The following is a 14,433-nucleotide window of genomic DNA, read 5'->3' on the forward strand; positions in this document are numbered from 1 at the left end:
AAGAAAAGGGCCGCTGCCTCCCGGGAGACAGCGGCCCTTCTTTTTGGACTGCCGTAGGACTCAGAGGATCGACTGACCCGTCTTCTCCCAGTCCGAAGCGAAAGCGGCGAGGCCCTTGTCGGTCAGCACATGGTTGACCAGCGACTTGATGACCGCTGGCGGCGCCGTAATCACGTCCGCACCGATCTTCGCGCATTCGAGCACATGGATGGGGTGACGCAGCGAAGCCGCGAGAATTTCCGTCTCGAAGGCGTAATTGTCGTAGATCAGCCGGATGTCCTCGATCAGCCGCATGCCGTCGAAGCCATTGTCATCGTGCCTCCCGACGAAGGGCGAGATGAACGTCGCGCCGGCCTTGGCGGCCAGTAGGGCCTGATTGGCCGAGAAGCACAGGGTCACATTGACCTGGCAGCCATCCTGCGTGAGCGCCTTGCAGGTCTTGAGGCCATCGATGGTGAGCGGCACCTTGATGCAGACATTCTCGGCGATCTTCCGGAGCACGGCGGCTTCCTTCATCATCGTCTCATGATCGAGCGCCACGACTTCCGCCGAGACGGGACCATCGACCAGCCCGCAGATTTCTTCCACCACCTCGAGGAACTTGCGGCCCGATTTGTGGATGAGGCTGGGATTGGTCGTCACGCCGTCTAGCAGGCCAGTGGCGGCAAGCTCGCGAATGTCGGCAGTGTCGGCGGTATCGACGAAGAATTTCATGGCCAGAGGTTCCCGGTTGTGGAGAGATTGGCGCCGCCTATAGCGCCGCACGCCCCCGGATGTAAGGCCCGCCTGCCGCGGGACGGGCCAAGGCAGAGCGACGATGCCATTTCCTCCGAGCCAGACAGTCTCTAAGGCCGGGGCATGACCCGCGCCCGGATCATTCTGCTCAACGCCGCGCTCGGCCCGCTCGATTACCGGGTGCCGCATGGCATGAGCGTGGAGCCGGGGCAGATCGTGGTCGCGCCTTTGGGTCCGCGCCCGATGATCGGCGTGGTGTGGGAAGCGGATCGCTTCCCGGAGGTCGCGCCGGTCGGCGACAATCGTCTGCGCCCGATTTCCGGCGTGCTGGATGCGCCGCCCTTGCCTGCCTCGCTACGCCGCCTCATCGAGTGGACGGCTGATTATTACCTTGCCCCGCCCGCTGCCGTGCTGCGCATGGCGCTCGCCTCCATGTCCGCGCTGGATGGCGAGAAGACAGTGGTGGAATATCGTCCAACCGGCGCCGTGCCGGATCGGCTGACGCCCCAGCGCGCGCAGGCGCTGGAACGCATCGGCGAGCGACAGGGGCTCGTGCGTGAACTCGCCGCCCTTGGCGAGGTGAGCGACGCTGTGATTCGCGGGCTGGTGAAGCAGGGCGCGCTGGAGGCTGTCGAAGTCTCCACCGATCAACCCTATCCCGATCCGGACCCCGACTTCGTGACCGTCACGCTCAGCGCCGACCAGCAGGCCGCGGCCGACAGGCTGACAGAGCATGTTCGCGCCCATGCCTTCCAGACCGTGCTGCTCGATGGCGTCACCGGATCGGGCAAGACGGAGGTGTATTTCGAGGCGCTGGCCGAGACTCTGCGGCAGGGCAAGCAGGCGCTGGTGCTGCTCCCCGAGATCGCGCTGACTGAGCCGTTTCTCGACCGGTTCACCGCCCGCTTTGGCTGTGAGCCGGTGCCCTGGCATTCCGGCCTCAAGCAATCCGACCGGCGTCGCGCCTGGCGGGCGATCTCACGCGGCGAGGCGCAGGTGGTGGTGGGCGCGCGCTCGGCGCTGTTCCTGCCTTACCCAAAGCTCGGCCTCATCATCGTGGACGAGGCTCATGAGACCAGCTTCAAGCAGGAAGAAGGCGTGCGCTACCATGCGCGGGACGTCGCGGTGATGCGCGGCATGTTCGAGAGCTGCCCGATCATCCTCGCCTCGGCGACGCCGGCCATCGAGACGCGCCATCAGGTCGCGCTGGGCCGCTATGAAGAGATTGCCCTGCCTAGCCGGTTTGGCGGCGCCGAACTGCCGGAGATCATCGGCCTCGACCTGACGCGCGACCCGCCCGACCGCGGGCGATGGCTCGCGCCGCCGCTGGTCAAGGCCATGGCGGAGACGCTGGAGCGCGGCGAGCAATCCTTGCTGTTCCTCAACCGGCGCGGCTATGCCCCGCTCACGCTCTGCCGCCATTGCGGCCATCGCTTCCAGTGCCCGCACTGCACCGCCTGGATGGTCGAGCATCGCCTGACCCGGCGCCTCGCCTGCCATCATTGCGGCCACAGCATCCCCACGCCCGACGCCTGCCCGGAATGCCATGAAAGCGATGCACTGGTCGCCTGCGGCCCCGGCGTCGAGCGCATCGCGGACGAGGTGAAGCTGCTCTTCCCGCAGGCACGCACCGCCATCGTCACCTCCGACACCTTATGGTCTCCGGCTCGGGCTGCTGCCTTTGTGCGGGACGTGGCGGGCGGGGCCGTGGATATCATCATCGGCACGCAACTGGTCACCAAGGGCTACCACTTCCCCGAACTCACGCTGGTCGGCGTGGTCGATGCCGATCTTGGGCTGGATGGCGGCGACCTGCGTGCCGCTGAGCGCACCTATCAGCAGATCATGCAGGTCTCGGGGCGCGCGGGGCGTGGCGAGAAGCCTGGACGGGTCTTCATCCAGACCCGCGCTGCGGAGGCGCCGGTGATCCGCGCCTTGCTCGATGGCGATGGCGCGCGCTTCTATGCGATGGAGACGGAAAGCCGACGGATCGCCAATGCGCCGCCCTTCGGGCGCTTCGCGGCAATCATCGTCAGCGATACCGACGGAGCACTGGCCCGGGAGACGGCCCAGCGAATCGGGAAGATCGCGCCCCATCAGGATGGTCTGGACGTTTACGGGCCAGCCGAAGCGCCTCTAGCCGTGCTGCGCGGTCGACACCGGTTCCGATTGCTCGTCCACGCGCGGCGCGGGGTGGATTTGCAGGCCATCGTCCGCAAATGGCTGGGCCAGATCGATTGGAAGTCTACGACGCGGGTGAGCGTGGATATCGATCCCTACAGCTTCGTCTGATTGCGAACGGCGCTGTAATGAAACAGCCGCTCCTCGTTAGGAAGAGCGGCTGCATCTGAATCTATTGACCGATGGAGATCAGGTCGTGCGCGGCTTTTGGGTCGGGCGGACGGTCGTCCCGCCGAAGCTATAAACCGTCTGACGCGCAGGGGCTTGCGGCTGGGTTGCGGGCGCTGCCGCGTCCGCAGTCTGGCGGTCCACCGTTGCCGGCGCAGCCTCAGGCAGTGCGCCATGGCGCATCAGGAAGTTGGCGCGACGCAGACGATTCTTGCGGGTGAGAAACGGGTTCTCCCGCGACGGCGCCGAGGCCACCTGTTGTTCCAGATCGCCCTCGCGGACGACAGTGGAGCGCTGCATGAGCGGGGCAGAAGAATCCATCGGGGCACGCGCCGCAACAGCAGGTGCATAGGCTGGGTTCACGACCCTATCCTGCTTCGGCATGACGACGGGCTCACGGATCACCTCCCGCTCCATCGCATCTGCTTCGATCTCACGATCATAGGTCTTGCGGCGACGGAAGGCCATGAAGCCAGCCCCGAGAAGCACGAGCGCACCAGCACCGCCGATGATGATCGCGGTGTTATCGCTGGAAGCAAACTCACCGGTGGTTTCAAGCGGCGCGGGTTGCGGCGTCTCACTGACCATCGGCGCCGTAGTCGCGGGGGCTGTCTCAACCGCCTGGGGTTGGGCTTCGGCCGGTGCAACAATATCGCTGGCGGCCGGCTGCGGAGCCGGTTCACGCCCCGCAGTCGGACGCGTCGATATCGCGCCGGCACTGGATGTACGCTCTGCAGGTGCTGACGCGGTCTCCGCGGAAGCCGGAGCGGCCTGACGCGCCTGGGGAGGGCTTTCGGCAGTACGGGCGGTTGTAGCCTCCGGAGCAACAATGGGCGCAGCGGTTAAGGCGCTAGATGAAGGCGCTGCCGGGCTCTGCGTGACGATCGGAGCCACGGTCGTCAGCGGCGGCGCGGTTGTCGGGAGCGGGACCGCCGTAGGCGCACGCTGCGCATCCGGAATCACGATCTCGCTACCTGCGGGATCGACCGCGGGTGGAGCGGTTCCGGCCTCCTGCGCCAGAGCCGAGGTGGAGCCAAGCGCCAAGACGGCGGCAATCGCGGTCAGCGCTGTACGAGGGGTTTCATGGTTACGTGTCATAGTGAGGGAAAAACCGCCGAACATGTCTGCTGGTTTCGTGTCCCCCGGCTGAATCCGGCCAGTTGTTAGGCAATGGCGACAAGTTGAATGGAAAATTTACTTGGCGGCCGGCGCGTAAGGTAATGAGTTTTCGTGGTTTTTTCGCCACTGGTCTATTGGGGGCCGACGCTATCCTCATGTTCCCGCAGTAAAGTCCTACTTCTGCCGTTTTTCCTTCTCCAGCAGGACCGTCTTGCGATCCGTCCCATAGGCATAACCGCCCAATCCGCCATCGCTGCGAAGAACCCGGTGGCAGGGAATGAGCACCGCCAGCTTGTTATCGCCACAGGCCGACCCCGCCGCGCGGACGGCAGCCGGCTTGCCGACCGCTGCTGCGATCTGCGTGTAGGTGCGCGTTTCACCGATGGGGATCGCCCGTAAGGCCGCCCATACCGCTTGTTGAAATGCCGTACCGGCGACATCGACCGGCAGATCGACCGCGCGTGAGGGATCATCCACCAAAGCCACGACCTGCGCCACCAATGCCGCAAAATCGGCACCCCCAGCAACGATCGTCGCGCGCGGGAAATGCCGCCGCAGGTCGCTTTCCTCCTCATCGAAGCTGATCCGGCACAGGCCCTTGTTGGTCGCCGCAACGAGCATGTCGCCCAGAGACGTCGCCGTGACCGTGAAGCGAATCGTCACGTCCGCGCCGCCATTGCGCCAAGCGGACGGTGTCATGCCAAGTCGCGCCCGCGCATCGGCATAAGCGCGGCTGGGTGCTTCATAGCCGGCATCGTAGATCGCATCTGTGATTCTTTCAGTCTTGTGGAGCGCGCGCGTCAGCCGATTCGCCCGCAAACCGCGCCAGTAGGCCGCGGGCGAGACCCCCACGGCCCGCTTGAACAGGCGCTGGAAATGGTGGGGCGTGTAGCCGACGGCGCGTGCCAGCTCGGCCAGCGGCGGCATGACCTCACCAGCTTCCAGCAACGCCAGCGCTTGCGTGACGGCAGCGCGATCCGGCGCGACATCGTCCGGCCGGCAGCGCAGGCAGGGCCGATAACCCTCCGCTCGTGCCGCGCCGCCATCGGGCAGGATCGTGACATGCTCCGGCCGGGGGCGGCGTGCGGGGCAGCTCGGGCGACAATAGATGCCGGTCGTCTTGACCGCGACGACGAAACGCCCGTCCATGCGGCGGTCGCGCGCCGCGAAGGCCGCCCATGCCGTCTCTTCATCAATGGCCGGCGCGGTGGCGCGCATAACAACTTTCCTATCTCTTCCGCAATCGAGCGGAGGCTATCCGATGTAAGCGGGCCGGCCATGCTCACGCAAGGCGCGGGCTCAGCCGCGGGTCCTTGTCTCACCGGCAATGCGGGTAAGCTTCCCGTAAATTGCGTTCAAAGCGCGTGGACCGTGAAAACCTCTGTCGAGAGCTCGAAGGGCGCGTTAAAGGTTCCCCATGATCAAGCCTCGCACCGGACTGTTCGGTTCCTTCAAAGCGGTCCTCCACCTCGCCCTTGCGCTACTGCTGCCTCTTGCCCTGACGCCGGCACGGGCAGATGTGCAGGACATCGCCGCCGCCTCGCGCAGCGTCGTGCGGGTGGCGCTGGTGGCAACGGACGGCCAGAATGCCTATTTCGTCGGTCATGGCAGCGGCGTCATGATCGCGCCGGGCCGCGTGCTCACCAATGCCCATGTCGTCGAACTCGCCCGCAGCGAGTCCAACATCGTCATCGGCATCATCCCCTCCGAGGGCACGAACAGCTATGGCGGCCGCATCCTGGCCTATTCGCCGGGCAATGATCTGGCCTTGCTGGCCGTTGATGACGCGCCGTCGATTCCCATAGCGACCTTCCTGGCCGGCCCGGTGGAAGACGGCACGCGAGTGACCGCCATTGGCTATCCCGGCTCGGTCGATCGCGCGCAGGGCATGAGCATCGAGGATATCATCCGCCCCATGAGCGCCGTGCGCACCTCTGGCAATGTCTCGGCAGGGCGCGCCTCCCGCCAGTTCGACACCGTGCTGCACACCGCCCCACTGGCGGCGGGAAACAGTGGCGGGCCGCTAGTGGACGATTGCGGCCGCGTCATCGGCATCAACAGCTTTGGCTCGCTCTCGGACGGCAGCGATGCTGAATATGGTTTTGCGGTATCGACGCGCGAGATTGCGAGCTTTCTGCGGCAGGCCAATGTTCAGGTACGCCGATCGAGCGAAACCTGCCGATCCATGGCGGAAATCGACGCGGCCCAACAGGCCGCCGACGAGCGCGCTCGGGCTGAGGCGGCGCGACGGCAGAACGAAGCCGCCCTGAAGGACCGCGAGCGCGCCATCGCCGCGCGCGAGCAGGCCCAGCAGCAGGTCATCGCCCGGCGGGAGAACATGATTGCCATCGCCGCGCTGCTTCTCGCCGCTGCGGCTCTTACTGGTGGCGCGGCAGTGTTGGGCCAGTCGCGCGGCAACATCCGCCACGCCCGGCGCTTTGGCGGGGCGGCAGGCGTGCTGCTGCTGGCTGCAGTGCTGACCTTCGCGCTCCGACCGAGTTTCGACAGCGCCGGCGCACCGACCGAGCCGCTGCCGGATGCCGGCAATGCGGTCGGCAACGAGACGGACGGCGCTGCGTCGGCCGAAAGCGGTCGCTGGCTATGCCGGCTCGAACCGGGGCTGAGCCGAGTCACCGTCTCGGAAACGGCGGACCTGAGCTTTACTTGGACGCAGCAGGGGTGCCTTGACGGGCGCACCCAGTTCCAGAACGGAGCGACCGGCTGGTCCCGCGCCCTCGTGCCGGCTGACGAGGCCGCTGTTTCGGTGCGGCGCTTCGACCCCGGTATTGGCCGATATCGCACCGATAACTATCTCGTGAGCGCACAGAGCGCCGCCGAGATGCGCGCGCTGCGGGACAAGATCGGCTGGTCCAGCTGCTCGAGCGACCCCGAGCGGCTCGCCAAGCTGATGCAGATTCAGGGCGAGATCGAGGCGCGGCTGCCATCCAGCCCGAACGAGCGCCTCGTCTATCACTGCGAGCGGCAGGTGCCGGAGACGGCGGGACCAGGCACAGCGCCCTAAGTCCCGACGCCCTGTCCCGACGCCCGGCCTGCCCACATGGCGCTTCAGTGGCTGACGGACTGGATGCGCAGCCGCCGCCGCTTGCCGCTGCGATCCGGCCAGTTGATCGACTGACCCTCGCGCAGGCCGATCAGCGCCGCGCCGATCAGGGTGAGGATGGAGACGCGCCCGGCATTGATGTCCGCCTCGCCGGGATAGACGAGTTGGACAGACCGTTCGGCGCCGCTTTCTTCGTCGATGAACGCCACCGTGGATTGCATCCTCACAACATCGGGGCCGATCTGGCTGGCGGTCTTCACTGTCGCGCGCCCGACTTCGTCGAGCAACAAGGCGCTGACCTCGGGAAACCGGTCTTCGGCGCCGAGCGCCAGTTCGGTCAGGCGATCGGCTTCGGTGTCGATCATATGGATGGCCGGCCTGCGGCCCGCCTGTGTGCTGGTCATGGATGGATCTTTCAAGATGGAGGGCCAGCGCCACCTAGGGGGGACGCTGGGCAAGATGCGCGAATTCACCCCGACAGTCGGGGCGAGACGCACCGACTCCCGGGGCTATCGTCCCGTGAGGATCTGACCTCGATAAGATCGGTTGCCCGACAGGCAACAAGGCTGGCCAACATGCTCAGTCATGCCTGCAAGCTGTCATTGCCTGATCGGGAAGTCAATCGATGCGCCCGGGCGCGCCATCCTAGCGCCTGCGGAGCAGGCCCGCGCAGGCAGCGGCGTCCATGTCATCGCCCGCGCTGTTGCGTGCATCGACATGCGTTACGACCGGCTCCCGATTCGCAGCCGGGGGATAAAGATAGGCATCCAGCACGCACTGGCCGTTGGCGAACTGCAGCTTGCGCACTGCAGGATCGCGAATGTCCAGCCGAGGCTCCCCGAAGAGCCGTTGCAGGCCTCGCGCATCCGCCCCGACGATGCCGCCCGGCTGGGGCCGCTTAGCAGGGGCATAGCCGACCGCGGGCGCCTGGCCGCCAGTCTGCGGGACCAGCGACGCGCCGCAGCCGGAGAGGAGCAGGGCAAGCAGGGGAAAGCCAAAGCGCAAGAGCATCTGTTCAGGTCTTCCGCCGCGCGTGGAACATGTGCGCGGCCATAGCCACGCTCCAGATCGGCGCCAACAGGTTCACGACGGGTGGCAGGAATAGAAGCGCCGAAACGAGGCCCAGCTGCCAGCGCTGGCCAGCCGTGAATGCCGGGAGGCCCGGATGCCTGCCCTCGATCAGCTCGGCAAGATCGCGGCCGAGCAAATAGGCATTGAGGATGAGAAACAGGATCGGCGCGCCGACGCCTGTGACCAGCAGCGCTACATAGAGCGGCAGCACCGCCAGATTCCAGCCGACCGCGCGGCCGGCCGAGCGCAAGGCGATCCGCATTCCAGTGGCGAAAGGCACGGCCGCCGCCTGCGCATGGCGTGTGGGATAGTCCGTCTGCTCGACCACCGCCACGATGCGATCCGCATAGAGTCCAACGATGGCGATGGCCACGGCGCGAAACAGCAGCCAGCCGATGACCAGCGCGATTGCGACGGCGAGCGCTGCGCCGGCGAAACCGTCTGCATCCAGCCAGCCGGTCCGGGTCAGCAGCAGGCGCAATCCAAACCAGACGCCCGCGCCGATAAGTGCAAAGATCGCCACGGTGATGGCGAGACTCTGCCAGAGCACCGCGCGAATGCCGGGCAACAGGATTTGCGGGAGGGCGCGCAGCAAGGCGGGAAACACCATGGGACAGGTTTTGCCCGAGCACGCGCGGCGGTCAAGCGGCCGGCGTTCCTCATGCCCTGCCCCACGCTGCTTGCCGGGGCGAGATCAGGCGGATAAGGACGGGCTTTCTCCCGCCCTGCCTCATCCTTCATGAAGGAATGCCTCTTGTCCGAAGCTGTTCTTGATGTCGTCGCCATCGGCAATGCCATTGTCGATGTGATTTCCCAGGAAAACGATGCCTTCATCGCCAGCCGGGCGCTCACCAAGGGCGGGATGCAGCTGATCGATGCCGAGCAGGCCGAGGCGCTCTATGCCGATATGGCGAGCGGCCTTGAGATTTCCGGCGGGTCGGCAGCCAATACGCTGGCCGGCATGGCCGCATTGGGCAGCAAATGCGGGTTCATCGGCCAGGTCGCCGACGATCAGCTCGGCCGCATCTTCGCGCACGACATTCGCGCGCTGGGCATCCGCTATGACACAGACGTGGCGAGCGATGGTCCGCCGACCGCGCGCTGCCTCATCATGGTGACGCCCGACGCTCAGCGCACGATGAACACCTTCCTCGGCGCATCCCAGTTCCTGCCCGCGGCCGCGCTCGATCTCGACATGATCCGCTCGGCCCGCATCCTCTATCTTGAGGGCTATCTGTGGGACCCCGAGCAGCCCCGCGCCGCCATGCGCGATGCCATCGCCGCCGCGCGCGAGGCGGGCCGCGAGGTGGCCTTCACGCTGTCCGACGCCTTCGTCATCGAGCGGCATCGCGAGGATTTCATCAGCCTGATCGACGGCGGGATGATCGACATCCTCTTCTCCAACGAAACCGAGATCTGCTCGCTGGCGCAAACGCAGGACTGCGAAGAGGCCATTGCGCGCTTTGCGGACAAGCTGCCGACGCTGATCGTCACTCGCAGCGAGAAGGGCGCCATCGCCATCCAGAACGGCACCCGCTATGAAGTGGCAGCCGCGCCCGTCGAGCGGGTGATCGACACGACCGGCGCGGGCGATCTCTTCGCCGCCGGCTTCCTGACCGGCCATGTGCGTGGGCAGGACCCGACGACCTGCCTCACGCTCGGCGCCATCGCCGCTGCAGAGGTCATCTCACATTATGGCGCGCGGCCCGAGGCCGATCTCAAGGATCTGGCCGGCACGCTGCTCGCCTGAGGCTTGGCAGGCGCTGGAACACCGGCGCCTATCCTGCCCGCACCAGCAACCAGCACCGGATCGCGCTGGCGAGGTTGGGCGGCTCGCTCTGTAGAATCCGCTCGGCATCGATGCGGGCGACGAGCGCGCTCAGCGGCAGGTCTGCCGCGCGGGCGCTGTCTTCCAGCGCCCGCCAGAAGACAGGCTCCAGGCTGATCGAGGTCGTGTGGCCGGCAATGGTCATGCTGCGCTTGACCGGGCCGGCATAAAGCGGTGGCGTCTCTTCCACCGCCCGGCTCAATACATGTGCTGGCCGCCGTTGATCGACAGGGTCGATCCGGTCACGAACCCGGCATCCTCGCTGCACAGGAAGGCCACGCCGCGCGCGATTTCTTCCGCATGGCCCAGACGCCCGACGGGAATGCGCGCCACGATCTTCTCCAGCACTGCGGCCGGCACGGCCGCGACCATGTCGGTATCGATATAGCCCGGCGCGATCGCGTTGACGGTGACGCCATATTTGGCGCCTTCCTGAGCCAGCGCCTTGGTGAAGCCGTGGATGCCTGACTTGGCGGCGGCATAGTTCACCTGGCCATATTGGCCGGCTTGCCCATTGATCGAGCCGATGTTGACGATGCGGCCCCAGCCCCGCTCGCGCATGCCGGGGAAGGTGGCCTTGGCCATGTTGAAGCAGCCGCCGAGGTTGATGCGCATCACCTCATTCCAGTCCTCGAAGCTCATCTTCATGAGCACGCCGTCTCGCGTGATGCCGGCGTTGTTCACGACAACGTCGATCGGACCAAGGTCGGACGCGACCTGGGCGCAGCCATCGAGGCAGGCCTGATGATCACCCACGTCCCACGCGTAGGACCGAATGCCGGTCTTGTCCGTGAAGGCCTTGGCGCGCTCGCTATTGCCCGCATAGTTGGCAGCGACCTCAAACCCCTTCTCGCGCAGTGCCAGACTGATTGCTTCGCCGATGCCGCGGGTTCCGCCGGTCACGATCGCTACTCTGCTCATTCAATGCCTCTCCTGCGCGTCATCAAGGGTTCGGTCAAATGCTGGACGGCTCCACCCAGCCGGCAAGTTCTCGCCCGAGAAGCTGCCGATACATGGCAATAGCGTCCGCCTGAGCGTTAAGACAGGGCAAAAAGGCGAAATGCTCGCCCCCCGCGGCGACGAAGCTCTCCTTGCCGCGCAGGGCGATTTCCTCGAGCGTCTCCAGACAGTCCGCCGAGAAGCCCGGCGTCATCACCGCCACGGAGCGCACGCCCTGGCCGGGCAGCCCCTCAAGCACGGTGTCCGTCGCCGGCTCCAGCCATTTGGCGGGCCCGAAGCGGGACTGGAAGGTGACGATGATCTCACGCCCGAGCGCCTCGCCGAGCCGACGGGCCGTCTCCAAGCACTGCACATAATAAGGATCGCCCAGTTCGCGGGTGCGCTTGGGCATGCCGTGGAAGCTCACCAGCAGGCGATCCGGCGCGAATGGCAGGGCCGCCAACTGGCTTTGCGTGCGGGCGCGCAATGCTTCGATATAGGCGGGATCGTCGAAATAGGGCGGCAGGGTGCGGATGGCGGGCTGCCATCGCATCGCTTTCAGCGCCTGGCCGACCGCATCCATCACGCTCGCGGTAGTGGCGCCGCAATATTGGGGATAGAGCGGCGCGATGAGAATGCGCTCATGGCCGCTCTCTTTCAGCGCGGTCAGCCGGTCGGCAATGGATGGCGCGCCATAGCGCATCGCCCAGTCGACCGTGATCGCATCCCCCCAGATGACCCGCAAGCCCCGCGCCGTATCCCGCGTGTGCATCGCCAGCGGAGAGCCGTCGTCCGTCCACACCTGCTGATAGGCATGCGCCGACTTGCGCGGGCGCACATTGAGCACGACACCGCGCAAGATCGGCTGCCAGACTGCCTGCGGAATCTCGACGACGCGGGGATCGGACAGGAACTCGCGCAGATAGCGCTTCACCGCTGCCGGCGTCGGCGCATCAGGGGTACCGAGATTGACGACCAGCACGGCCACCCGGCCCCCTTGAGCGCCGATAGCGCTGCCCGTCACCTGCGATTCGTTCATCCATCCTCTCCCATGACCGGCAAGCGACGGTAACGTCGCCCCGTGACCGTCGCCAACGCACTGGCGAGCGCTGGCGCAACCGCCGGCACGCCGATTTCCCCAAGGCCGGACTGGGCCGCGCTGCTGTCGATGAATTCCACGCTCACCTCCCCCACATCCGCCATGCGCGGCAGGGCATAATCGCCAAGCTGCAGACCGGCTGGCAACGATCCGGCATAGGCCGGCGCGCCACCGAGCGCCATGGCGAGGCCGAAGATCAGCCCCCCTTCGATCTGCTGACGGGCGATCCCCGGATTGATCAGCTTCCCGCAATCGGCGACCGCGCAGATTTTCTTCACCGCGACCCGTCCCTGCGACAAGCCGGCCTCCACCAGCACCGCGATGTGGCCGCCAGCCATGCTGTGGCAGGCGATGCCCTGGCCGCTGCCCGGCACGCCGCCCTGCCAATCGCCAAGCGCGGTGACGGCGGTGAGGCATTGCGCCAGACGGGGATTGTTGCCGAGCAACTGCATCCGGAAGGAAAGCGGCTCGACCTGCGAGACCACCGCCAGCTCGTCGATGAAGCTCTCGGAAAAGAAGCAGCCATAGCTGTCCGCATTGCCTCGCCAGCGGCCCGTCGCCAGCGCGAGGTCGGAGGGGAAATGATCCACGGCGAAATTGGGAATCGCATAGGGCAGGTCCATACCGGAGACAGCCAGTGCATCGGCCTTGCCTGCCGTGTCGGCCCGCGCCTCCTCCCGAGTGCGGCCATGCGCGATCCGTCGCCACTGCTGGGCCAGCGTGGCGGGTGCCGCAACCTTCGCGGACCAGCCCTCGATCAGACCGGTCGGCCCCAGCTTGGCAACCATCCGCGCGCGGGCCGGCGGCCGCGGATAATCGCGGATGATGTCCTCCGCGCGGGACCACATGAGTTGCACCGGCGCATTGGCGGCACGGGCGATGAGCGCTGCCTGGACTCCGGCATCGACCTCCATCTTGAGCCCGAAAGAGCCGCCCGCTAACAGGGGATAAATGGTGACGTCGCGGGCTGACACACTCAGCGCCTTGGCCACGGCATCGCGAGCCAGCGTCGGGGCCTGGGTGGGCATCCACAGCTCCACGCCCTCCGGCCGTACGCGCGCCGTCGCCGCCATGGGTTCGAGCGCGAGATGCAGCGCCGGCGCCACATCGTAGACGGCGCTGACGACCTGCGCACCGGCAAAGACCGGCTCCAGATCACCCCGGCGGAAATAGCGCCCGCCCTGACCGCTCTCGAACGCCGCTTCCAGCGCGGTATCAATGGCTGCGTCGTCCAACTCCGGCCCATCGAGCCGGAACACGGGATCGAGCCGGCTCAGCGCCTGATTCGCCGCCCACCAGGTGCGGCCGGTCACCGCGACCCAGCCTGCCTCCTGCACGATGTCGATCATGCCGGGCACCGCGCGCGCCGCCGCCTCGTTGATCGATTCGAGCGCGATGGCGTTGACTGGCCCCTGCCGAATCGAGGCATAGATCATGTCCGGCAACCGAATGTCGGCCGCGTAATTGGCCGATCCGTCGATCTTCGCCGGCACATCCAACCGGGGCGCTTCGGTGCCGATCAAGGCATCCTCGCGCCCTTCTGGCCGGAAGGGCAGCGGCTCGGGCGGCGTGAAAGCGGCGGCCTCCTCGGCCAGCGCGCCGATCCGCGCCTTGTTCGTCCCATCGCTGACAATCCCCGCGACAATGTCGCAGCTTTCCCAGCCGACGCCCCAGCGATCGGCCGCCGCCATGCAGAGCAGCACCCGCGCGGTTGCACCGGCCTCGCGCAAGGCGTCGCGGAAATTGGCAACCGAGGTCGCCCCGCCCGTCAGGACCAGATTATACCGACGCGCATATTCCTCGATCGCCCGATCGCTGAGATCCCCGAACTGCTCGGTGACCGGTCCGGAGAACCATTGCCGCAGGAGCGTGGGATTGGCGTAAAGCGGTCCGGGCGGGGCGGGCTGGACCGCGACGGTGCGCCAGTCAGCGCCGAGTTCATCCGCAACGAGTTGCGCGAACAGCGTGAAGACTCCCTGCCCCAGCTCCGCTTGCGGCACCATGACGATGACCTGCCCGTTCCGGTCGATCTTCAGGAACGCGCCGAACGCGGTCTCGCTCTCCGTCGTGTCAGCCGTCTGCGTATAATCGCGGGGCCAGAGCCCCCAGGCCAGAGCCAGTCCGCCGCCCGCCGCCGCCCCGATCAGAAGCGTTCGGCGGTTGATGGATGAACGCAGCCCCTTGCCGGACTTCTCTGCGCCGCCGCTGCTGCCCATCCTGTTGCGCGGCGTC

At 66.6% G+C, this 14,433-nt stretch carries 13 protein-coding genes; 3 read left to right on the plus strand and 10 right to left on the minus strand.

The window, feature by feature from the left end; translation table 11 throughout:
• Positions 1 to 60: 60 nt before the first annotated feature.
• Positions 61 to 714 carry a fructose-6-phosphate aldolase gene (gene fsa / locus M2336_RS03270; RefSeq protein WP_181561134.1) on the minus strand — a complete coding sequence of 218 codons (654 nt, stop codon included), beginning with the start codon at positions 712 to 714 and terminating at the stop codon, positions 61 to 63.
• A 144-nt stretch (positions 715 to 858) separates the two neighbouring features.
• Between fsa and M2336_RS03275 the strand changes: the two genes are divergently transcribed.
• Positions 859 to 3,027 (plus strand): primosomal protein N', encoded by a 2,169-nt coding sequence (locus M2336_RS03275; protein WP_264592551.1) that lies wholly within the window; start codon positions 859 to 861, stop codon positions 3,025 to 3,027.
• Positions 3,028 to 3,105: 78 nt separating this feature from the next.
• Here the strand turns inward: M2336_RS03275 and M2336_RS03280 are convergent, their stop codons facing one another.
• Positions 3,106 to 3,672, minus strand: a complete 567-nt coding sequence (locus M2336_RS03280) for an LPXTG cell wall anchor domain-containing protein (protein ID WP_264592552.1) — start codon at positions 3,670 to 3,672, stop codon at positions 3,106 to 3,108.
• Positions 3,673 to 4,377: 705 nt separating this feature from the next.
• Positions 4,378 to 5,421 carry a bifunctional DNA-binding transcriptional regulator/O6-methylguanine-DNA methyltransferase Ada gene (ada, locus tag M2336_RS03285; RefSeq protein WP_264592553.1) on the minus strand — a complete coding sequence of 348 codons (1,044 nt, stop codon included), beginning with the start codon at positions 5,419 to 5,421 and terminating at the stop codon, positions 4,378 to 4,380.
• A 199-nt stretch (positions 5,422 to 5,620) separates the two neighbouring features.
• On the opposite strand from ada, the gene M2336_RS03290 reads away from it, so the two are divergent.
• Complete coding sequence (locus M2336_RS03290) at positions 5,621 to 7,225, plus strand: S1C family serine protease (protein ID WP_264592554.1); 1,605 nt, start codon at positions 5,621 to 5,623, stop codon at positions 7,223 to 7,225.
• A gap of 44 nt (positions 7,226 to 7,269) precedes the next feature.
• Here M2336_RS03290 and rnk read toward each other — a convergent pair whose 3' ends face one another.
• From rnk to M2336_RS03305, 3 genes are all read right to left on the minus strand, one after another.
• A complete protein-coding gene (gene rnk / locus M2336_RS03295) occupies positions 7,270 to 7,668 on the minus strand; it encodes a nucleoside diphosphate kinase regulator (RefSeq protein WP_264571686.1) in 399 nt (132 codons plus the stop codon).
• Between the two features lie 241 nt (positions 7,669 to 7,909).
• Positions 7,910 to 8,275, minus strand: coding sequence for a hypothetical protein (locus M2336_RS03300; protein ID WP_264571685.1), 366 nt, complete (start codon positions 8,273 to 8,275; stop codon positions 7,910 to 7,912).
• 4 nt (positions 8,276 to 8,279) lie between these two features.
• Positions 8,280 to 8,945, minus strand: a complete 666-nt coding sequence (locus tag M2336_RS03305; RefSeq protein WP_264573965.1) for an EI24 domain-containing protein — start codon at positions 8,943 to 8,945, stop codon at positions 8,280 to 8,282.
• Positions 8,946 to 9,074: 129 nt separating this feature from the next.
• On the opposite strand from M2336_RS03305, the gene M2336_RS03310 reads away from it, so the two are divergent.
• The gene (locus M2336_RS03310; protein ID WP_264573966.1) at positions 9,075 to 10,085 is read left to right on the plus strand and encodes an adenosine kinase; all 1,011 of its coding nucleotides are present in this window, start codon (positions 9,075 to 9,077) and stop codon (positions 10,083 to 10,085) included.
• Positions 10,086 to 10,113: 28 nt separating this feature from the next.
• Here M2336_RS03310 and M2336_RS03315 read toward each other — a convergent pair whose 3' ends face one another.
• The 4 genes from M2336_RS03315 to M2336_RS03330 are packed head-to-tail and all read right to left on the minus strand — an operon-like array spanning position 10,114 to position 14,417.
• Entirely contained in the window at positions 10,114 to 10,353 is a 240-nt protein-coding gene (locus M2336_RS03315) for a ribbon-helix-helix domain-containing protein (protein WP_264573967.1), read from the minus strand.
• Between the two features lie 8 nt (positions 10,354 to 10,361).
• Positions 10,362 to 11,084 carry an acetoacetyl-CoA reductase gene (gene phbB / locus M2336_RS03320; protein ID WP_181561125.1) on the minus strand — a complete coding sequence of 241 codons (723 nt, stop codon included), beginning with the start codon at positions 11,082 to 11,084 and terminating at the stop codon, positions 10,362 to 10,364.
• Between the two features lie 34 nt (positions 11,085 to 11,118).
• Complete coding sequence (gene hemH, locus M2336_RS03325) at positions 11,119 to 12,141, minus strand: ferrochelatase (protein ID WP_264573968.1); 1,023 nt, start codon at positions 12,139 to 12,141, stop codon at positions 11,119 to 11,121.
• On the minus strand, positions 12,138 to 14,417 hold the full coding sequence (locus tag M2336_RS03330; protein WP_264574942.1) for a xanthine dehydrogenase family protein molybdopterin-binding subunit: 2,280 nt from the start codon (positions 14,415 to 14,417) through the stop codon (positions 12,138 to 12,140). Before M2336_RS03330 ends, hemH begins: the two co-directional genes overlap by 4 nt.
• Positions 14,418 to 14,433: the final 16 nt, after the last annotated feature.

Origin of the sequence: Sphingobium sp. B1D7B (genome assembly GCF_025961965.1) — a bacterium.
Classification (GTDB): Bacteria; Pseudomonadota; Alphaproteobacteria; order Sphingomonadales; family Sphingomonadaceae; genus Sphingobium.

What these genes read in the sequence shown, in the direction of transcription:
- ada (WP_264592553.1), bottom strand. Translation starts at nt 5,421, where the DNA reads ATGCGCGCCACCGCGCCGGCCATTGATGAAGAGACGGCATGGGCGGCC.
- fsa (WP_181561134.1), bottom strand. Translation starts at nt 714, where the DNA reads ATGAAATTCTTCGTCGATACCGCCGACACTGCCGACATTCGCGAGCTT.
- M2336_RS03275 (WP_264592551.1), top strand. Translation starts at nt 859, where the DNA reads ATGACCCGCGCCCGGATCATTCTGCTCAACGCCGCGCTCGGCCCGCTC.
- hemH (WP_264573968.1), bottom strand. Translation starts at nt 12,141, where the DNA reads ATGAACGAATCGCAGGTGACGGGCAGCGCTATCGGCGCTCAAGGGGGC.
- rnk (WP_264571686.1), bottom strand. Translation starts at nt 7,668, where the DNA reads ATGACCAGCACACAGGCGGGCCGCAGGCCGGCCATCCATATGATCGAC.
- M2336_RS03280 (WP_264592552.1), bottom strand. Translation starts at nt 3,672, where the DNA reads ATGGTCAGTGAGACGCCGCAACCCGCGCCGCTTGAAACCACCGGTGAG.
- M2336_RS03310 (WP_264573966.1), top strand. Translation starts at nt 9,075, where the DNA reads ATGAAGGAATGCCTCTTGTCCGAAGCTGTTCTTGATGTCGTCGCCATC.
- phbB (WP_181561125.1), bottom strand. Translation starts at nt 11,084, where the DNA reads ATGAGCAGAGTAGCGATCGTGACCGGCGGAACCCGCGGCATCGGCGAA.
- M2336_RS03290 (WP_264592554.1), top strand. Translation starts at nt 5,621, where the DNA reads ATGATCAAGCCTCGCACCGGACTGTTCGGTTCCTTCAAAGCGGTCCTC.
- M2336_RS03300 (WP_264571685.1), bottom strand. Translation starts at nt 8,275, where the DNA reads ATGCTCTTGCGCTTTGGCTTTCCCCTGCTTGCCCTGCTCCTCTCCGGC.
- M2336_RS03305 (WP_264573965.1), bottom strand. Translation starts at nt 8,945, where the DNA reads ATGGTGTTTCCCGCCTTGCTGCGCGCCCTCCCGCAAATCCTGTTGCCC.
- M2336_RS03330 (WP_264574942.1), bottom strand. Translation starts at nt 14,417, where the DNA reads ATGGGCAGCAGCGGCGGCGCAGAGAAGTCCGGCAAGGGGCTGCGTTCA.